Annotated in this window: 16 protein-coding genes; 4 read left to right on the top strand and 12 right to left on the bottom strand. The window is 72.3% G+C overall.

What is annotated here, in order from left to right; all coding sequences use genetic code 11:
• Nucleotide 1 precedes the first annotated feature (1 nt).
• Together QSJ97_RS16660 and QSJ97_RS16655 are read left to right on the top strand one after the other, a co-directional pair.
• Nucleotides 2-1,375, top strand: a complete 1,374-nt coding sequence (locus tag QSJ97_RS16660; protein ID WP_285673103.1) for a PQQ-dependent sugar dehydrogenase — start codon at nucleotides 2-4, stop codon at nucleotides 1,373-1,375.
• An 80-nt stretch (nucleotides 1,376-1,455) separates the two neighbouring features.
• Nucleotides 1,456-1,905, top strand: a complete 450-nt coding sequence (locus QSJ97_RS16655; protein WP_285673102.1) for a c-type cytochrome — start codon at nucleotides 1,456-1,458, stop codon at nucleotides 1,903-1,905.
• Here the strand turns inward: QSJ97_RS16655 and QSJ97_RS16650 are convergent.
• The 6 genes from QSJ97_RS16650 to QSJ97_RS16625 form a co-directional block, all read right to left on the bottom strand.
• Nucleotides 1,902-2,606, bottom strand: coding sequence for a TVP38/TMEM64 family protein (locus QSJ97_RS16650; protein ID WP_285673100.1), 705 nt, complete (start codon nucleotides 2,604-2,606; stop codon nucleotides 1,902-1,904). The genes QSJ97_RS16655 and QSJ97_RS16650 overlap by 4 nt on opposite strands.
• Before the next feature lie 125 nt (nucleotides 2,607-2,731).
• Complete coding sequence (locus QSJ97_RS16645; protein WP_285673099.1) at nucleotides 2,732-3,544, bottom strand: ferredoxin--NADP reductase; 813 nt, start codon at nucleotides 3,542-3,544, stop codon at nucleotides 2,732-2,734.
• A 406-nt stretch (nucleotides 3,545-3,950) separates the two neighbouring features.
• Nucleotides 3,951-6,014 carry a phosphonate metabolism protein/1,5-bisphosphokinase (PRPP-forming) PhnN gene (gene phnN, locus QSJ97_RS16640; RefSeq protein ID WP_285673097.1) on the bottom strand — a complete coding sequence of 688 codons (2,064 nt, stop codon included), beginning with the start codon at nucleotides 6,012-6,014 and terminating at the stop codon, nucleotides 3,951-3,953.
• Between the two features lie 2 nt (nucleotides 6,015-6,016).
• A complete protein-coding gene (nadC, locus tag QSJ97_RS16635) occupies nucleotides 6,017-6,853 on the bottom strand; it encodes a carboxylating nicotinate-nucleotide diphosphorylase (protein WP_285673096.1) in 837 nt (278 codons plus the stop codon).
• Nucleotides 6,854-6,896: 43 nt separating this feature from the next.
• Complete coding sequence (locus tag QSJ97_RS16630; protein ID WP_285673095.1) at nucleotides 6,897-8,951, bottom strand: TRAP transporter permease; 2,055 nt, start codon at nucleotides 8,949-8,951, stop codon at nucleotides 6,897-6,899.
• Complete coding sequence (locus QSJ97_RS16625) at nucleotides 8,951-9,961, bottom strand: TAXI family TRAP transporter solute-binding subunit (protein WP_285673094.1); 1,011 nt, start codon at nucleotides 9,959-9,961, stop codon at nucleotides 8,951-8,953. The genes QSJ97_RS16630 and QSJ97_RS16625 overlap by 1 nt, the downstream gene beginning before the upstream one ends.
• A 281-nt stretch (nucleotides 9,962-10,242) precedes the next feature.
• On the opposite strand from QSJ97_RS16625, the gene QSJ97_RS16620 reads away from it, so the two are divergent.
• On the top strand, nucleotides 10,243-11,415 hold the full coding sequence (locus tag QSJ97_RS16620; RefSeq protein ID WP_285673092.1) for an amidohydrolase family protein: 1,173 nt from the start codon (nucleotides 10,243-10,245) through the stop codon (nucleotides 11,413-11,415).
• A gap of 73 nt (nucleotides 11,416-11,488) precedes the next feature.
• Here QSJ97_RS16620 and QSJ97_RS16615 read toward each other — a convergent pair whose 3' ends face one another.
• The 6 genes from QSJ97_RS16615 to QSJ97_RS16590 are packed head-to-tail and all read right to left on the bottom strand — an operon-like array spanning nucleotide 11,489 to nucleotide 18,733.
• Nucleotides 11,489-12,073, bottom strand: a complete 585-nt coding sequence (locus QSJ97_RS16615; protein WP_285673091.1) for an amino acid synthesis family protein — start codon at nucleotides 12,071-12,073, stop codon at nucleotides 11,489-11,491.
• A complete protein-coding gene (locus tag QSJ97_RS16610) occupies nucleotides 12,070-12,654 on the bottom strand; it encodes an amino acid synthesis family protein (protein ID WP_285673090.1) in 585 nt (194 codons plus the stop codon). Before QSJ97_RS16610 ends, QSJ97_RS16615 begins: the two co-directional genes overlap by 4 nt.
• Before the next feature lie 12 nt (nucleotides 12,655-12,666).
• Nucleotides 12,667-13,584 carry a UPF0280 family protein gene (locus tag QSJ97_RS16605; RefSeq protein ID WP_285673088.1) on the bottom strand — a complete coding sequence of 306 codons (918 nt, stop codon included), beginning with the start codon at nucleotides 13,582-13,584 and terminating at the stop codon, nucleotides 12,667-12,669.
• Complete coding sequence (locus tag QSJ97_RS16600) at nucleotides 13,581-15,077, bottom strand: 6-hydroxynicotinate reductase (protein WP_285673087.1); 1,497 nt, start codon at nucleotides 15,075-15,077, stop codon at nucleotides 13,581-13,583. The genes QSJ97_RS16605 and QSJ97_RS16600 overlap by 4 nt, the downstream gene beginning before the upstream one ends.
• Nucleotides 15,070-17,868, bottom strand: coding sequence for a molybdopterin-dependent oxidoreductase (locus QSJ97_RS16595; RefSeq protein WP_285673086.1), 2,799 nt, complete (start codon nucleotides 17,866-17,868; stop codon nucleotides 15,070-15,072). Before QSJ97_RS16595 ends, QSJ97_RS16600 begins: the two co-directional genes overlap by 8 nt.
• On the bottom strand, nucleotides 17,861-18,733 hold the full coding sequence (locus QSJ97_RS16590) for an FAD binding domain-containing protein (RefSeq protein WP_285673084.1): 873 nt from the start codon (nucleotides 18,731-18,733) through the stop codon (nucleotides 17,861-17,863). Before QSJ97_RS16590 ends, QSJ97_RS16595 begins: the two co-directional genes overlap by 8 nt.
• Before the next feature lie 292 nt (nucleotides 18,734-19,025).
• On the opposite strand from QSJ97_RS16590, the gene QSJ97_RS16585 reads away from it, so the two are divergent.
• A complete protein-coding gene (locus QSJ97_RS16585) occupies nucleotides 19,026-19,466 on the top strand; it encodes a MarR family winged helix-turn-helix transcriptional regulator (protein ID WP_285673082.1) in 441 nt (146 codons plus the stop codon).
• The last annotated feature ends 29 nt before the right edge of the window (nucleotides 19,467-19,495 follow it).

The raw sequence follows: 19,495 nt of genomic DNA, 5'->3' as shown, positions 1-19,495 counted from the left end.
GATGGCGTTTGGGGCCATGGCGAAGGATGCGCCGAAGACCCCGGACGAGGTCGCCCAGCCCGGCGGCACGCTTCCCGGCAACCCGAAGATCGCCCTGGTGCAGATCGCCGACGGCTTCCTCGACCCGATCAACGTGGCCAATGCCGGCGACGGCTCGGGCCGGATCTTCGTGGTCGAGCGCATCGGCCGGATCAAGATCGTCAACAAGGACGGCAGCGTGAACGAGGAGCCCTTCCTCGACCTCACCTCGATCAACCCGCTCGGCAACGACGTGCAGACCGGCTTCGTGGAGCAGGGGCTCTATTCGGTCGCCTTCCACCCGAACTTTGCCGAGAACGGGCATTTCTACGTGCACTACGCCTCGCTGCCGTTCAACGGCGACGGCATGATCGTGCGCTTCACCGTCGATCCGGAGAGCCCGGACGTGGTCGATGCCGACCGCGCCAACGGCACCGCCAAGGTGCTGATGCGCATCGAGCAGCCCTGGTACAACCACAATGGCGGGCAGATCGAGTTCGGCCCCGACGGCTATCTCTACATCGGCTCCGGCGATGGCGGCTGGGAGGGTGACCCCTACGAGGCCGGCCAGGATCTCTCGACGCCGCTGGCCAAGATCCTGCGCATCGACGTCGACGTGCCGGACGATGCCGACCGGCCCTATGCGATCCCGGACGACAACCCCTTCGCCAACGCCTCCTCGGAGCGGCTGATGGTGCTGTTCGGGATCACCGAGGAGCAGTTCGCGCAGATCAAGACCCGCTCGCTGCCCGAGATCTGGTCCTATGGCGTGCGCAACCCCTACGAGTTCGCCTTCGACCAGAAGACCGGCGACATGTTCATCGCCGAGGTCGGCCAGAACCACTGGGAGGAGATCATCTTCGAGCCGGCCGGCACCGCGGGCCGCAACTATGGCTGGCCGCGCATGGAGGCGGCGTTCTGCCACCCGATGACCGGCGACCCGGCCGAGGACACCGACTGCTCGGTGGTCGGCACCCTGCCGGCGGCGATGTATCCGCATTCCGCCCCCTATCCGGGCGCGCCCGAGGACAACACCGGCGGCTGCTCGGTGCAGGGCTTCGGCGTGGCCAACTACGGCGGCATGGACGGCGTCTACCTGATGGGCGACTGGTGCTCGGGCCGCGTCTTCGGCCTCGGCCATGACGGCGAGAAATGGCAGCTGCAGGAGATGATGCAGACCGGGCTGCAGTTCACCGCCGGCGGCTATGACGAGGACGGCAACGTGATCGCCGTCAACGCCAACAACTTCTACCTCGCCGACGAGGGGCCGGACAGCAACCCGCCGGGCCAGCTCTGGCGCGTGGTGCCGGCCGACGAGGTGCCCGAGGGCGCCGTGGTGGCCGAGACCGTCCAGTAATCCGCCGATCTGGCGATGCGCGCGCCGGGGCTGCGGCTCCGGCGCGTTTCCTTTGAGACCCCTTTCCAGCCGGAGCCCACATGCACCGACTTCTCCTTCTCGCCGCGCTGCTGCCCGCGGCGCTCGCCGCCGCCGCGCCCGCCGCCGCCGACGGCATCGAGTTCAAGGCCACGCTCAACGACAAGCCGCTGCAGTTCAAGTACCGCACCAACCAGGAGATCACGCCCGCGGTGGAGAGCTTCCACAAGACCGGCGAGAACCCCTATGCCGGCGACGCCGCGGCGATCGCCGACGGCCAGAAGATCTACAAGAAGATGTGCCAGGCCTGTCATCTCAAGGACGGCACCGGGCGCATCGGCCCGAACCTGACCGACGAGGAATGGGCCCGCGCCCGCACCGGCACCGAGGTCGGCCGCTTCGAGATCATCTATGGCGGCGGCGCCGGCGCGATGCAGGCCTTCGGCCGGCGCATGGACCAGGACGACATCCTGAAGGTGATGGCCTTCATCGACACCTTCCGCGCCGACTAGCGCTCCGACTGGCGCTCCGACTGGCGCTCCGGCGGCCGCCCGCGGCGCGCCATGCGCCGCGCGTGGCGCCGGGCCAGGAACCGCAGCGCCAGCGCCCCGGTGGCGAGCGGGATCAGCGCCGCCGCCGCCAGCATCAGCAGCGGCGCCCCGGCGCCGTAATGCCCGAGGCTGGCGAAGGCGAAGGAGACCGAGGCGGCGCCGAACAGCAGCGCGGCGGCGAAGCGCCCCGCCGGCATCGGCACCAGCCCGGCGAACAGCGCCACCGATTCCGGCAGCAGCGGCACCCAGCGCGAGATCAGCACCACCCGCGTGCCCCAGCGCGCCACCAGCCGGCGCGCCTCGGCGAGGCCCTCCTCGCCCATCAGCCGCAGCGCCGCGCGCCGGCCGAGCGCCCGCGCCAGGCCATAGGCGGCGAGCCCGCTGAGGAAGGAGCCCAGCGTGCCGATCGCGCCGCCGAGCAGCGGCCCGTAGACCAGCCCGAGCGCCGCCAGCACCGAGGTGGTGGGGATCGGCAGCAGCACGTCGCCGAGGATCAGCCCGATCGCCACCGCCCAGGCCCAGCCGCCCTGCGCCCGCAGCCAGTCCGCCAGCCCGCCGGCATGCAGCCCGGCCAGCATGTCGGTGCCGAGGAACAGCGCCGGCAGCAGGGTCAGCGCGGCGAGCCCGGCGAGCAGCAGGCCGAGGCGGGCGATCCGGTTCATGGCGGCTTCCGGGGTGACGGCGGGGCTGCGTCCCGTCTCCCCGAGGCGCCGGCCGCTGTCAAGCGCCGTGCCGCCGTGCCTCCGTGCCTCCGTGCCGTTGCGGCAGCGCCGGGCCGGCCGCCGGCTCAGTCGACGAAGGCGCGCTCCACCACGAAGGTCGCCGGCCGGTTGTTGGCGCCCTCGGCGAGACCGAACTCCTCGAGGATCGCCCTGGTCTCCTTCAGCATCGCCATCGAGCCGCAGATCATGCCGCGGTCGGTCTCCGGCGAGATCGGCGGCAGGCCGAGCGCCTCGAAGGCCGCGCCGGAGCGCATCAGGTCGGTGATCCGGCCCATCCGCGGGCTCGCCTCGCGGGTGGTGGTGGCGAAGTGGACGAGCCGGCCGCTGGCGAGCTCGCCGACCAGCGGGTCCTCCAGCGTCTGCGCCACCAGGGTCTCGCCATAGCGCAGCTCGGCCACCTCGCGGCAGGTATGGGTGAGGATCACCTGGTCGAACTTCTCGTAGGTCTCGGGGTCGCGCACCAGCGAGGCGAAGGGCGCGATCCCGGTGCCGGTGGAGAACATCCAGAGCCGCTTGCCCGGCAGCAGCGCGTCGGTCACCAGCGTGCCGGTGGGCTTCTTCTTCATCAGCACCGTGTCGCCGGGCTGGATCTTCTGGAGATGCTCGGTGAGCGGCCCGCCGGGCACCTTGATCGAGTAGAACTCGAGCTCCTCGTCCCAGGACGGGCTGGCGATCGAATAGGCGCGGAACACCGGCTTCGCGGCCCCCGGCAGGCCGATCATCACGAACTCGCCGGAGCGGAAGCGCAGGCTCCGCGGCCGGGTCATGCGGAAGCGGAACAGCCGGTCGGTGTAGTGCTCGACCGCGGTCACGGTCTCGGCGAAGACATTGGCGGGGATCGGCGCGGCCTCGCGGGCCTGGCCCGTGATCTGGTCCATCTCGGTGTCCTCCTCTGCGATGGCGGCGCGAATCGGTGCCGCGGCGCCTGGGCAAATTCATTTGTATACAAATGAATTATCGTGGCCGCGAGGTCAAGGAAAAGCGGCGCCTCGGCCGCCCGACATGCCGCCGGGAGGCGGTGCGGTCCGCGCGGTCCCGTCCGGGGGTGCGTGCCCGGATGGTCCGCCCGCAAGGTCGGCCGAGAAGGTCTGACGGGAAGATCGGCCCGAATGGTCCGGCCGGAAGGTCGGCCCGCAAGGTTTGGCCAGAAGGTCCGGCCGCAAGATCCGCCCGGAAGGTTCCCCAGGAAGGTCCGGCCGGAAGGTTCGGCCGGAACCCTTGCGCGAACCTTTGTCCGAAGCGCCGCCCGGCGGGTTCCGCCGGGAGGTTCACCCGGACAAAGGTTCAGTCGATATCGAAAACGCCGGCCGGGTCATGTTCGCTCAGCGCCCGGTCGAGCGCGCTCTGCGCCGCCGCGTGCAGGCGCAGCACCGGCTCGCCGGCGCGCAGCTCGGTGCCCGGCGCGGCCAGGATGTCGACCCCGGCGGACTTGTCGGTCGGCGCGCCGGCGGCGCGGGCGAGGCCGGCCACCGCGAAGCCGTCGAGCCGGGCGAGGCGGCCCGGCCGCGGCGCCGCGATCTCGCGGTAGAACACCCCCGGCTGCACCGGCACCCGCGCGCCCTGCGCCGCGACGATGGCCTCGAAGCGCTCCAGCGCGGCGCCGGAGAGCAGCAGCTCCTCGGCGCGCTGGCGCCCGGTGCCGGGGGGCAGGCGCGGGTCCCAGTCGAGCAGCGCGCCGGCGAAGTCGAGCGCCTTCTCGCGCAGGTCGCGCGGCGCGCCCGGATCGCCGGAGAGCACCGCGCGCACGTCGCGCACCTCGAGCGCCGGGCCGACCCCGCGCCCGATCGGCGCGCCGCCGGTGGTGATCCGCGCCGAGACCTCGAGCCCGACCGCGCGGCCGACGCGCTCGAAGAGCTCGGCCAGCTCCTTCGCATCGGCCGGGTCGCGCAGCTTGGTCGAGGGGCCGGCGGGCAGGTCGATCACCACATGGGTCGCCCCCGCCGCCAGCTTCTTCGAGAGGATCGAGGAGACGTCGAGATAGCGCGAGGAGACCCCGAGCGGGCGGTTGATCGCGTTCATCACGTCGTCGATCGGGGAATGGCTGATCCGCCCGTTCCAGACGATGCAGCCGCCGCACTGCTCGACCACCGTGCGCATCTCCTCGCGGTCGAGATCGACGCGGGCGACCGCCTCCATGGCATCGGCGGTGCCGGCGGCGGAGGTGATGGCGCGCGACGAGGTCTTGGGGATCATCAGCCCCTGCGCCGCGACGATCGGGATCACGATCAGCGTGATCCGGCTGCCGGGCACCCCGCCCATCGAGTGCTTGTCGACCACCCGCTCGGCATCCCAGGCGAAGCGGGCCATGTGCTCGGCCCGCACCCGGGTCAGCGAGACCACCTCGTCGAAGCCGAGATTGGTCGAGGCCGAGACCAGGAAGCCGGCGGTCTCGGCCGGCGAATAGCGGCCCTCGATCAGGTCGCGCATCACCAGCGAGATCTCGTCCGGGGCGAGCACGCCGCCGCCCACCTTCTTGCGCAGCACGGCGCGGCTCTTCGGCGAGGGCGAGCGCTCGAAACAGGCCAGGTCGCCCTCCGCCGCGCCGAGCTCGTCGAAGGCCCGCGGCGAGAGCGCGGCGCGGTCGCGCGGCACCAGCGCATCGTCGGTGGTGATCGCCACCCGGGCGCGCACGGTGCGCCCGCCGGAGCTGATCTCCACCATCGAGGCGGCGTCGAGCTTGGCCGCCGCCACCACGTTGCACTCGGCGTTGAGCACGCAGATCGGCTCGTCGCCGAGGGCCAGCGCGATGCGGAACAGCCGCAGCGGCAGGTTGGCGGCGCCGAGCAGGGCGGCGATGAAGCGCTCGATGCCCTCCTCGACGCTGCCGTCGTTGATCACGGTGGCGACGGTGACGCCCTCGACCTGCGCCAGCGGCTTGCGCTGGCGGCGGGCGCGGATCTCGTCGGCGCTCTCGCGGCCGCGCTTCTCGAGCCGGGCGGCGACGACCTCGGGCGAGGCATCGACATGGATCAGCGCCACCTCGATGCCCTCGGCCCGGGCGCGCGCCACGATCTCCGGCAGCGCGGTGCGCGAGCCGTTGAGCACCACGTTGCGCCCGGCGCGCAGGTCCTCGAGCACCGCGACCGGCACGCCGTAGCCGAGCCCGTGCGCCGTCCAGTGGACGAAGAAGGCGCCGCCGGCGACGCCCGCCTCGAAGGCCTCCGGGGTGATCTCCCGGTGCGCCTCGCCGCCGGCCGAGGCCGGGCGGGTGATCGAGCGCCGGGCGAAGCGGAAGGCGGGGTTCTCCGCCAGCCGCGCCCGTGCGCCGTCGATGAGCGTGTCCTTGCCGACGCCGCTCGGCCCGACGATGACGACGAGCTTGCCCTGGTCGCGCGCGGAGCCCGGCATGGTCACACCGCTTCGTCGAGGCCGATATCGACGCAGGCGGCGGACTGGGTGATGCGCCCGACCGAGACCACGTCGACCCCGGTCTCCGCCTTGGCGCGGATGGTCTCGAGCCGCACCCCGCCGGAGCATTCCAGCGGCACCCGGCCGCCGGCCATCGCCACCGCCTTGCGCATGTCGTCGTTGGTCATGTTGTCGAGCATGATCACGTCGGCGCCGGCGGCCAGCGCCTCCTCGACCTGCTCGAGCCGGTCGCATTCGACCTCGATCTTGGTCAGCAGCGGCGCCTTCGCCCTGGCCCGCCCGACCGCCGCGGTGATGCTGCCGCAGACCGCGATGTGGTTGTCCTTGAGCATGATGCCGTTGTCGAGCGCGAGCCGGTGGTTGCGCCCGCCGCCGCACATCACCGCGTGCTTCTCCAGCATGCGCAGGCCCGGCGTGGTCTTGCGGGTGTCGACCAGCTCGGCCCCGGTGCCGGCGATCTCCTCGACATAGCGCGCGGTCAGCGTGGCAATGCCGGAGAGCCGCTGCATCAGGTTGAGCGCCACCCGCTCGGCGGTGAGGATGCCCTGGGCATCGCCCTCGACCACCGCGATCACCGCGCCGGGCTCGACCCGGGTGCCGTCGGCCACCTTGATCTCGAAGCCGCAGTCCGGGTCCACCGCCCGGTGCACCATCTCCGCCACCTCGACGCCGCAGACCACGAAGGGCTCCCGCGCGTTGAAGAAGAACCGGCCGCGGCTGCCGGGCTCGACCATGATCTGCGCGGTGAGGTCGTAATGCGCCGTGTCCTCGTCCAGCCACAGGTCGATCAGCTGGCGAACTCGTCTCTTGTCATACATGACCCTTGTCCCTCGTGGTCTTTGCTGGGCAGTTGGATGGCGTTCAGGCGGCCGGCGGCGCGGCGACCGCGGCGGAGCGGCGGAGCGCGACGACCGCACCGGCGGCGGCGAGGCCGATCCCCGGCAGCAGGAAGCCGGGGGCGAGCAGCAGCAGCCCGGCGGCGGCGAGCACGAGGCGCATCCAGCCCGGCATCACGCCGCGGATCCAGCCCTCGGCGGCGACCGCGACCGCGGCGGTGCCGAGCAGCATGCTGACGACGCCGACCCAGGCGCCGGGCGACCAGCCGGGCGCCAGCACGTCGGGGCTGAGCGTGAAGGCGATCGGCACGACGAAGGCCACCACCGAGAGCTTCACCGCCGTCACCGCGATCAGCAGCGGGTTGGCCTGGGCGATCGCCGCGGCGGAATAGGCCGCCACCGCCACCGGCGGCGTCATCGCCGAGAGCACCGCGAAATACATCAGGAAGAGATGCGCGTTGAGCGCCGGGATGCCGAAATCGTTGACCAGGGTCGGCCCGATCAGCACCGCCGAGAGCACATAGGCGCTGGGCGTCGGCATGCCGAGCCCGAGGATGATCGTCACCCCGGCGCTGAGCAGCAGCGCCAGCATCATGCTGTCGCCGGCGAAGGAGAAGGCGATGTAGGAGAACTTCGCCGCCAGCCCGGTCATGGTGATGCCGCCGATCACCAGCCCGGCCGCGGCGCAGGCGCCGGTGACGCCGATCATCCGGTAGGTGGTGTTGGCCAGCGCGTCGAAGATCGCCGCCGGGGTCAGCCGGGTGTCGCGCCGGATCTGCGAGGAGACGATCAGCGCCAGCGTCGCGCAGGCCGCCGCCATGGTCGGCGAATAGCCCTCGACCAGCACCCCGACCAGCACCGCGATCGGGATCACGAAGGGCCAGCCCCAGGCCAGCGTGCCGGCGAGGCTGGACAGCCGGTCCGAGGGCAGCGGCTGCAGCCCGTCGCGCAGCGCCCGGCAATGCACCTGCACGAAGATCCCGGCATAGAACAGCAGCGCCGGCACGATCGCCGCGGCGGCGATGTCGAGATAGTCGATGCCGGTGATCTCGGCCATGATGAAGGCCGCCGAGCCCATCACCGGGGGCAGCAGGCTGCCGCCGGTGGAGGCCGCGACCTCGACGCCGCCGGCGAAGGCCGGGCGGTAGCCGAGGCGGCGCATCATCGGGATGGTGATCGAGCCGGTGGTCGCGACATCCGCCGTCGGGCTGCCGGACATCGTGCCGAACAGCGCCGAGGAGACCACCGCCACCTTGGCCGGCCCGCCCGGGCTGCGGCCGCTGATCGCCGCGGCGATGTCGAAGAAGAAGTCGCCGCCGCGCGCCCGCTCGAGGAAGGTGCCGAACATCACGAAGAGGAAGGCATAGGTGGCGCAGACCTCGACCGGCACGCCGAACAGCCCGTCGGTGGTGTAGACGTTGATGTCGAGGAAATGGTTCAGCGTGATGACGCCGTGCCCCATCGGCCCCTCGATGGTGTCGCCGAACAGGTTGTAGGCGATGAAGACCAGCACGATCAGGCAGAGCAGCAGCCCGACCGAGCGCCGGGTGATCTCGATGGTCAGCAGCGTCACCAGCGCGGCGAAGAAGAACTGCACCTCGCTGAGCGGTGTCAGCAGGCTGATCCGCGTCGCGATGTCGTCGACGGTGAGGATGAAATAGACCGTGCAGGCGAGCGAGCCGGCGGCCAGCGCGAAATCGAGGATCGTCGCGCGCTTCGGGTCGGCGCGCTCGGTGGCGCCGATCACCAGGAAGCTCGGCACCAGCATCAGGCAGAGGAACACCACGGTCAGCGCCAGCAGGTCGATCCGCGCCAGCGTGGCGCTGTAGAGCGTCCAGACCGCGACGCCGGCGGCATAGGTCTTGACCGCGAGGCCGAGCCGGCCGCCGAGCTGGCGCCGCGCGCCGGTGGAGAAGAGGAGCCGGCCGAGCGAGAAGCCGCCGGCCGCGACCGGGCCGACCTCCGGGATGGTGCCGTCCGGCGTCGTGCCGTCCGCAGCGGGCGCGTCGGCGCCCGCCACGTCGTCCTGCGGCGCGGAGCGGTCCCGCGTGCCCGGATCGCTGTCTGCGCCGCGCTGCATCAGAGACCGGCCGCTTTGTAGGCCGCCGCGGCGCCCGGGTGATAGGGCACGTCCTGCAGCGAGGACATCAGCGCGCCGCCGAACGGCGCCATCGCCTTGTGCACGTTCTGCACCTTGTCCGTGTGCTTCAGGATCATCGCGGTCAGCGCCTCGACCTTGGCCGGGTCGGCGTCGGAGGAGATCAGCAGCACCGCGCGGGCGCCGAAGGTCTCGACATCGCCGTCGAGCCAGTCATAGGCGTCGGCCTTCACGGTCCAGGGCATCGAGCCGAATTCCTCGGCCATCTGCGCCGTCACCTCGGCCGGCACCGAGAGCAGCGTGGTCTCGCGCACATCGGTGATGCCGCGGATCCGGCTGCCGCCGATGAACATCGCGTTGACCCAGACATCGGCCTTGCGGTCGGTCATGATCTGGGCGGCCGATTTCGAGCCGGCGAACTGCACCGAGCCGCCCCAGCTCTCGATGTCCTCGAAGCTGGTGCCGGAGAGCTCGAGCGAGCGCTCGGCGAGGATCGAGGGCAGGATGCCGCGGCGGTTCACCACCAGGTCCATCTCCGGCTTCTTCGCGGCCAGGTCGGCCAGCGAGACGATGCCGTTCTCCTCGGCCCAGGCCTTGTCGGCGATCCACTGCATCGGCGCCCAGTCGTAGAGCACCGCCACCGCGGCGAAGCCGTCGACCGGCGCCGGGAAGGGCTCGACGCCCTTGGCCGCCATCACCGCCTCGCCGACATGCGCGATGGCCAGATCGCACTTGCCCGACTTGATCTGCACGATGTTGGCGAAGCCGCCGCTCGAGGTCTGGTAGGTGACCGCGGCGTTCGGGTCCTCGGCCTTCACCACCGCGTCGAGGCCGGCGCCGAGCAGCGACCAGAGCCCGCCCGGGCTGCCGCCGCAGAGGATGTAGTTGTCCGCCGCATCCGCTGCGGGGGCGGAAAGGCCGAGCGCGGCGGCGATCGTGGCGGCCGCGAAGGCATATTTCCGCGTGCGGGATGGTCCGGTCGTCTGTGTCATTGCTGACTCCCTGCTGTTGACGGGGCCCTCGCCCCAGGGTTCTCGTCGGTGCTCACGCCGCGAGTTTATTCGTTTGCATACGAACAATCCGGCGGATAGCGTGAGCTGTCAAGCGCTAACCGAAACCGATGTGGAAGGGGACAGGAAACGCATCGATTCGGGCGCGCAGGCGGTAATCTCGGCGCCAGGGCCGGGATGCGCCGCCCCGGCGGCGGGCGGGCAGCCTGCCGCATTCGCAGGCCAACAGAGGTTTGATCCGCAGTTCAAGGAGCAATGGGACCATGACCCAATCCAGACTCGTCGTCCGCAATATCGGGCTGCTGCTCTCGGGCAAGCTCGAAGAGCCCATCCTCGATGCCGACACGGTGCTCTGCGAGGACGGCCGCATCGCCGCCATCGGCCGCGCCGCCGACATCGATGCCGAGGGCGCCGACACGGTGATCGACGCCAGGGGCGTGACGCTGGCGCCGGGCCTGATCGACAGCCATGTCCACCCGGTGATCGGCGACTACACGCCCCGCCAGCACCAGCTCCACTGGATCGATTCGACCCTGAACGGCGGTGTCACCACGATGATCTCGGCCGGCGAGGTGCATCTGCCCGGCCGGCCCAAGGACGTGGTCGGGCTGAAGGCGCTCGCGATCGCCTCGCAGCGCTGGTACGAGAACTTCCGCCCCTCCGGCGTCAAGGTCCATGCCGGCGCGCCGGTGATCGAGCACGAGATGGTCGAGGAGGATTTCAAGGACCTCGCGGATGCCGGCGTCAAGCTGCTCGGCGAGGTCGGGCTCGGCGGCGTCAAGGACGGGCCGACCGCCCGGCGCATGGTGGAATGGGCGCGCAAATACGGGCTGCAGAGCACGATCCACACCGGCGGCCCCTCGATCCCCGGCTCCGGGCTGATCGACAAGGACGTGGTGCTCGAGGCCGGCACCGATGTCGTCGGCCACATCAATGGCGGGCATTCGGCGCTGCCGGACGACCAGATCACCTGCATCTGCGAGGCCTGCCAGGCCGGGTTGGAGATCGTGCACAACGGCAACGAGCGCGCGGCGCTGCTGACCCTGCGCACCGCCAGGGAGCTCGGCAAGCTCGACCAGATCATCCTCGGCACCGACGGGCCGGCGGGCTCCGGCGTGCAGCCGCTCGGCATCCTGCGGATGATCGCGCTGCTGTCCAGCCTCGGCGACCTGCCGGCGGAGCTGGCCTTCTGCCTCGGCACCGGCAACACCGCGCGGATGCGCGAGCTCGACTGCGGCATCATCGAGGTCGGCCGGGCGGCGGATTTCGTGCTGATGGACCAGGCCCAGCACGCGCCGGGCGCCACCATCCTCGAATCGGTGCAGCTCGGGAACCTGCCGGGCGTCGGCATGACCGTGATCGACGGCGTGGTGCGCAGCCATCGCAGCCGCAACACCCCGCCGGCGAAGACGATCCCGGAGATCGTCGCCGGCTGAGCCGCCGGCCGCGGGGGCCTCGGCTCCCGCGGCCCGAAGCGGGCCCGGTGAAGGCCCGGTGCGGGGGTGGAGCTCAGCGCAGCCCGTCGCCCTTGGAGATCTCGTCGGCCTTCAGCCCGCCGACGCGCGGGAACGGCCGGCCGCTGTCGGTCACCGCGATGGCGACGAGGATCTCGTTGGCCCGCGGCGCGTCGTTGATGCGGATCTCGACCCCGTCGAAATGCGAGCGCACATAGGCGGCATCCTTGTGCCCGAGCGGGATGTCGAGATCCTGCCCCGGCCCGCCGCGCTTCTTGGTCGAGGGCACCAGCGCCGCGCCCTTCTCGACCGCCTTGCGCAGCGGCGCGCCCATGCTCGGATGCAGCAGCGCGGCGGCATGCTCGAGCTCGCCGTTCTCGCCGACCATCGCGGCCTTGCCGTAGCTCTCGGCCGCCGCCGGCTCGATGCCGAGCGCGGCGACGCATTTCTCGCCCAGCAGCCCGCCGAGCTCGGCGCCGATCTCGATCAGCGGCGTCAGGTCCTCGACATAGCGCCCGGCGAAGGGGTTGGCGATCACCGCCGCGGCCACCGCCTTGCGCACCGGCGGCTCCACCGCGCGGCCCATCTCGGTGCGGGTCTCCTCGACCGTCACCACCAGCTTGCGGATGTCTGCTTTCATCTCAGCCCGTCCTCTCCCTTGATCTCGCCGGCCGGCAGCCCGCCGGCCCGGTTGTGGATGCGCGCGCCCGTGGTCATGGCGAGGATGAAGACGATCTCGTCGGCCCGCGGCGCGTCGTTGAGCCCGACCTCGATGGCGTCGAAATGGCTCCGCACATAGGCGGCGTTGACATGGGTGATCGGCACGTCGAGCCGGGTGCCGACGGTGCCGACCTTCTTCGAGGAGGGCACGATCGCCTTCGCCTCGCCGAGCGCCTCGCGCATCGCGTAGCCGCCGGGGGCGTGCCAGAGCGCGCCGTGCTCGATCTCGCCGGCCTGGCCGATGATCGCCGCCTTGCCATAGCCCTCGATCCGCTTCGGATCGCCCCCGAGCGCCTCGATCAGGCGCAGCGCCATGGCCATGCCGAGCGGCTTGAGGTCCTCCATCCAGGGCTGGATGTCCGGCTCGTAGCGCCCGGCGAAGGGGTTCTTCACCACGCTGAGGATCGCGCCGCGCAGGAGCGGGGTCTCGGCCCGCGGGCCGCCCTCGTGGAAGATCTCTTCCACCTGCACGAGGGTCTTGCGGATCTCGGGTGCTGCCATCTGGGTCTCCCGTCAGGATTCTGGCTCGTTGGCGCCGCCCGGAAGGGCCGGCGCGGGGGTGGTCTCGACCGCATCGCCGCCGAGATGCAGCGATGCGGCATGGATCAGGCCGGCGCCGGCCATCGCCTCGGCCCGGGCCAGCCCGGCGGCGAGCGCCGCCTGCCGGTCGGCCGGGGCCAGCGGGCCGACCGCGGTGACGACGGCACGGTCGCCGAGATCGCTGTCCGGCGCCAGCGCCGCGGCCGGCTCGCGGCGGATCGCGGGATGGCCCGGCAGATCGACCGCATTGGCGATCAGCGTCGCCGCGGCATCGGCGGCGGCGGCGGAGCGCGCCACCACGGTGACCGCATCGGCGATGCCGAGGGAATGGCTGCGCCCGCGCCAGCCGCTGGTGGCGATGCCGCCGCGGCCATGCGGCGGCAGCTGCGCCGCGGCGATCTCCACCGCGCCGAGGCCGGGGCCGCGCATGTCGGCCATCGCGGCGCGGAAGCCGGTGCCGGGCGCCAGCATCAGCGCGATGTCGCCGCCATTGTTGACCGCGACGCGGGTCAGCCCGGCCACGGTGGCCATCGCGCCGAGCACCTCGTCGGCCACCGCGCCGGCGACCGCGGCCATCGGCGTGACGAAGCCGGCGGCGGCATGCGGCGCGGTGGCGGCGGCCATGCGCCGGGCCACCGCGCCGCGCATCGCCGGGCCGCCGGGATGCGCCGGGGCGCGCAGCGCCGGCAGCTCGGCCACCAGCTCCTCGAGGATCGTGCGGAAGCGCTCCCAGGCCCGGCGATGCGCCATGCGCACCGAGATCTCCGGCCCCTCGGCCAGCAGGATCAGGTCGATCGGCCCGTGCATCAGGCGCGGGCGCGTGCCGTCCGGGGTCAGTGTGGCCACCGGCCCCTCGCGCCAGCCGCCGGACACCGCGCCGGCCGCGCTCACCGCTGCCGCCCCCAGCGATACAGCCGGTCGTCGACCGGCCAGGGCGCCTCCTCGGCGCGGCCGACGCGGCGCCCGGCCTTGGCCAGCGCATCCTCGATGCGGACCACCGCGTCCATGTGCCCGCCGAGGGCCTGGTAGTCCGACAGCCGCATGGTGAACTCGATCGGCGCGACGATCGCCGGGGTCGGCACATAGCCGAACGAGGCCTCCGGCATCGCCTCGACATCGGCCATGATGGTGATGCCGCCGCCGGGCCAGACATAGGCCGGCGCGCCGCCGCAGCTGACATAGGTCAGCAGGTCCTTGACCGAGCGGGTGAGCCCGACCGGGTTCTCGGTGACGCCGGCGCGCAGCGAACCGCCGGCGCCGCCCATGAACAGCACCGAGCAGACCGAGGGCTCGCAGTTCTCGGCGATGCGGTCGACGCTGACCTGCAGCGCCGCGGGCAGCGCCGCCGGCACCGGCACGAGGTTCTCGTCGAGCTCGTAATAGGCGTGCTGCTCGCCGGTGGTGGAGACCATCAGCATGCGCAGCCCGGGGCGCGCGTGCTTCCCGTCGAACGGGCCGAGGATCGCCAGCGGGTCGTCGATGTTGGTGCCGCCCCAGCCGGTGCCGGGATCGGCCACCTGGAAATAGCGCCCGGGGGTCGAGCGCCGGCCCTTGATCTTGATGCCGGTCGGCGGCACGTCGAGCACCTTGCCGGCCTGGTGCTCCGACATCACCCCGGTGATGTGGTCGTCGACCACCACCACCTCGTCGACATGGTCGACCCATTGCTTGGCGAACATCCCGATGGTCGCCGAGCCGCAGCCGACGCGCATCAGCCGCTCGGTGTCGCCGTCGATCACCGGCGCCCTGCCGGCCTGCACGGTGAGCCGGGCGCCGTCGTCGATGGTCATCTCCACCGGGCCGCGGTTGCACAGCGTCATCAGCGCGTCGCAGGTGACCCGGCCCTCCTTCTTGGAGCCGCCGGTCAGGTGCTCGACGCCGCCGAGGGCGAGCATCTTCGAGCCGTATTCGCTGGTGGTGACATGGCCGATCGGCTCGCCGTCGACCCGCACCACGGCGCGCTCCTCGCCGATATGGCGATCGGTGTCGATCTTCACCTTGGCGCCGCAATAGCTGAAGATGCCCTCGGTCACCACGGTGACCATGTCGGCATCGCCCGCCTTCTGGCTGACGATGAACGGCGCCGGCTTGTAGTCGGGATAGGTGGTGCCGGCGCCGACCGCGGTGAGGAAGCTGCGCTGGCCGGCCAGCAGGTCGCCGTCCCAGTCCTCCGGATCGCCGGCCTCGAGGAACGGCACGACGCCGCCCTCGGTGCCCTGGCGCGCCTCGATCACGGTGAGCGGGTCGAGCCGCACCAGCTCGCCGGCATGGTTGGCATAGCGGTCGCAGGCGCCGGACTTGCCCTCGGCGATGTAGCACATCACCGGGCAGGCATCGCAGCGGATCTTGCCCGCCGCGGCGGGCTTGCTCTGGGTCTCAGACATTGCGGTCGGTCTCCGCCTCGCGGCTCTCTGCTTCACGAATCGCGGCGAGCACCCGCTCCGGCGTTGCCGGCGCCCGGGTCAGCCGTGCGCCGGTGGCATGGCGCACGGCGTTGAACAGCGCCGGCGAGGTGGGGATCAGCACGTGCTCGCCGAGGCCCTTGGCGCCGAACGGGCCGTGCGCGTCCGGCTCCTCGACGATCAGCGTCTCGACCTCCGGCATGTCGCCGATGGTGGGGATCAGGTAGTCGTGCAGGTTCTCGCTGCGGCCGGGGATGAACTCCTCCATCAGCGCCATGCCGAGGCCCTGCGCGATGCCGCCCTCGACCTGGCCCCTGACCAGCATCGGGTTGATCGCGCGGCCGACGTCATGGGCGGCGATGAAGCGCAGCGGCCGCACCGTGCCGAGCCGGGTATCGACCTCGACCACCGCGATCTGCGCGGCATAGCCGAACTGGGCATAGGGGATGCCCTGGCCGTTGGCGTCGAGCGGGCTGATCGGCGGGTCCCAGCTCTCGGTGGCGGCGAGCACATAGCCGTCGGCATCCGCCGCCATGTCGCCGAGCGCCACGGTGTGGACCTGCCCGCCATCCTCGATGCGGATCTGCCCGGAGCCCGGATCGAGCCGGATCGCGGCATCCTCGGCGGCGTTGCTGAGGCGCAGGATCCGCTCGCGCAGCGCCAGCGCCGAGAGCCGGGCGGCATTGCCGCTGACGAAGGTCTGGCGCGAGGCCGAGGTCTTGCCGGCATCGGGGGTGATGTCGGTGTCGCCGCCGAGCAGGGCCAGCGCCTCGATGCCGACGCCGAGCGCGGTGGCGAAGATCTGCGCGATCACCGTGTTGGAGCCCTGGCCGATATCCACCGCGCCCTGGTGCAGCACCACCGTGCCGTCGGCGCGCAGCCCGCACTTGATGGTGGAGGGGTTGGGCAGCGAGGTGTTGCCGCAGCCATACCAGCCGCCGGCGACGCCGACGCCGCGGCGCAGCGGCTGGCCCTGCGCCGCGGCGCGGGCGTTGAAGGCCTCCGCCGCCGCGCGCTCGCGCGCCCAGCCGGGCTGCAGCGCCGCGAAGCAGGCGCCGATCCCGACGCCCTGCTCGAAGACCTGCCCGGTCGCCGTGGGCTGGCCGTTGCCGAGCGCGTTCTGCATGCGCAGCGCCAGCGGGTCGATGCCGAGCCGCCCGGCCAGCTCGTCCATCAGCGATTCCTGCGCGATCGCCGATTGCGGCACGCCGAAGCCGCGGAACGCGCCGGCCGGCGGGCAGTTGGTATAGACCGCCGCCGAGCGCGCCCGGTAATCCGCCACGTGATAGGGGCCGGAGGCATGCACCGGCACGCGGTTGGCCACCGTCGGCCCCCAGGAGGCATAGGCCCCGGTGTTGAACGCGCCGTCGAAGTCGAAGCCGGTGAGCCGCCCGTCCCGCGTCGCGCCGATCTTCAGCACGATCTCGCCGGGATGGCGCTTGGTGGTCGACTGCATCGATTCCTGGCGGGTATAGGTGATCCGCACCGGCCGCCCGGTGCGCATCGCCGCGAGCGCCAGGAAGGGCTGCACCGAGAGGTCGAGCTTGGAGCCGAAGCCGCCGCCGACCGCGGTCGGCACGATGCGGATGCGCGCCTTCGGCAGGCCGAGGATGATCGCCAGCGCCTCCTGGTCCATCACCGGCGCCTGGGTGCAGGCATGCACCTCGAGCCGGTCGCCGACCATCTGCGCGAAGCCCGCCTCGGGCTCGATATAGCCGTGCTCGACGAAGCTGGTGACGAAGCGGCCCTCGACCGTGACCTCGGCCGCGGCCAGCGCCGCCTCGGCATCGCCCTTCTGCACCAGCCCGCGGCACATCACGTTGCCGGCGGCGGCCTCGTGCAGCTGCGGCGCGCCTTCGGCCAGCGCCTCGTCGATGGTGAGGCTCGCCGGCAGCGGCTCCCAGGTCACCGGCACCGCGGCGAGATCGAGCCCGCGCATCGCCTCGGCCGAGCCGACCAGCGCCGCCACCGCCTCGCCGCGATGGCGCGCCGTGCCCTCGGCAAAGACCGGCTGGTCGTGGAAGCCGGGGATCACCCCGAAGCGGTTCGTGCCCGGGATGTCGGCCGCCGTCAGGATGCAGTCGAGCCCCGGCGTCGCCGCGACGAAGCCGTCGAGATCGCCGAAGCTGAAGCGGGCATGCGGATGCGGCGAGCGCAGCACCCGCACCACCAGCGCATCGGCCGGGGCGACATCGTCGCCGAACAGCTCGGTGCCGTCGATCTTGCGCGCGCCGTCGATCCGCGCGCTGGCCGCGCCGACCCGGCCGGCGATCTCCGGCGCCGGCTCCGCGCCGCGGCCGGCCGCGACCACCGCCTCGACGATCGCGCGGTAGCCGGTGCAGCGGCAGAGCACGCCGCCGAGCGCGTCCTGCACCTCGGCCTCGGTCGGCGCCGGCACCGCGCGCAGCAGCGCCACCGCCGAGGCCATCATCCCCGGCGTGCAGATCCCGCATTGCGCGGCGCCGCGGCGGGCGAAGCTGGCCTTCAGCCGCTCCGCCACCGGATCGCCGGCGGCGAGCCCCGCCGCGGTCTCGACGCGGGCGCCGGCGACCTGGTGCGCCGGGGTCAGGCAGGCGCAGACCGCGGCGCCGTCGACCAGCACCGTGCAGGCGCCGCAATCGCCGGCATTGCAGCCGATCTTCACGTCGCGCGCGCCGCAGCGCTCGCGCATCGTCTCCGAGAGCCGCTCGCCGGGCAGGCTCGCGACCTCGACCGCGCGGCCGTTCAGCGTGAAGGACAGCGCGCCCGTCGGGCGGTCGGCGAAATCATCCATGGCCCATCTCCGAAATGCCGCCGGTGCCGGCCGCCGCCGCCAGCGTGCGCCGCACCAGCTCGAGCGCCGCGTCGCGGCGATAGCCGGCGCCGCCGCGGATGTCGTCGATCGGGGCGAGCGGCGCGAGATCCGCCGCCGTCACCGCCTCTGTCAGCGCCGCCGCGGTGGCCGGCAGGCCGGCGAGCCTGGCCTCCAGCGCCTCGAGCCGCAGCGCCACCGGCGAGCAGGCGCCGACCGCGACCCGCGCCCGCGCCACCCGGCCCGCCGCGTCCGGGGTGATCTCCGCCGCCACCATGCAGATCGAGATCACCAGGTATTTCCGCGAGCCGAGCTTGAGGAAGGCGCTCCGCGTCGCCGCCGGGCGGCGCGGCACATGCACCGCCACCACCAGCTCGTCCGGCGCCCGCGCGGTCTGCCGCACGCCGGTGACGAAGCCGCCGAGCGGCACCAGCCGGCTGCCGCGGCGCGACTGCAGCTCGACGCTGGCCTCGAGCGCCAGCAGCGGCGGCACCCCGTCGGCCGCCGGCGAGGCGTTGCAGAGATTGCCCGCCACGGTGCCGGCGTTCTGGATCTGGATCGAGCCGACCTCGCGCGCCGCCGCCTTCAGCCCGTCGAAGCAGGGCGGCAGCGGCGCCCGCACCACGTCGGTCCAGGTCGTCGCCGCACCGATTCGCCAGCCGGCCCCGGTTTCGGCGATCCCGCGCAGCCCCGGCACCCGGGTGACGTCGAGCAGCGGATCGGTGAGCGCGCCGTCGCGCAGCGCCGGATAGACATCGGTGCCTCCGGCCACCACCCGCAGCCCGGCGGCGGGGTCGGCAAGGGCGTCCAGTGCCTGGTTCAGAGACGTCGCCAGAAGATAGTCCATCGCGCCAGCCCTGTTGGAAAAATTGTTTGCACACTAACAAAATCCGCTTCGCCCGCCCTGTCAACAGTTTTGCGCGCCGCGCGGCGCCCGGGGCGGGGTCCGGCGGCGCTCGCGGCACCGCCGGCGGGCGGGCCGCCCGGGCATGCCGCAGGATCAAACATCTGGACGGATCGCGATCGGCACGGCATGTCATGGGGCAGCCACGCGGATCGGATCGGGGCCGGTCTGCGGGCGGCGATGCCGTCCAGCCTCGTCATTCGAGTGAACAACAACCCGGCAGATGGATCAAGAAATGGACACGGCGAGGGAGACAGCGTCCGAGGGCGAGGACTGGAGCCTGGAGCGGCAGGTGGGCTTCCTGATCCGGCGCGTGCAGCAGCGGCACCTGGCGATCTTCTCCGAGCATGTCACCGACCTGACGCCGACACAGTTCTCCGCGCTCGTCACGGTGGCGCAGGACGGGCCGATCTCGCAGAACGAGCTCGGCCGGCGCACCGCGATGGACGTGGCGACGATCAAGGGCGTGGCCGACCGGCTGCAGGCCCGCGGGCTGGTGGTCGGCCATCGCGACGAGACCGACCGCCGGCGCATCCTGCTCGAGGTCACGCCGGAGGGCCGCGCGCTGGCCGAGCGGCGGCGCGCCGATGTCAGCGCGATCTCGCAGGCGACGCTGGGCCCGCTCACCGCGGCCGAGCGCAAGACGCTGGTGCGGCTGCTCAAGAAGATCTCCTGAGCCGCCGCCGCCGCCCCCCCCTTCCGGTG

Origin of the sequence: Paralimibaculum aggregatum (genome assembly GCF_030270585.1) — a bacterium.
GTDB classification, from domain to species: Bacteria; Pseudomonadota; Alphaproteobacteria; order Rhodobacterales; family Rhodobacteraceae; genus Thermohalobaculum; species Thermohalobaculum aggregatum.
The sequence above is the reverse complement of the archived record's forward strand: the minus strand, read 5'-3'. Positions and strand labels throughout refer to the sequence as shown.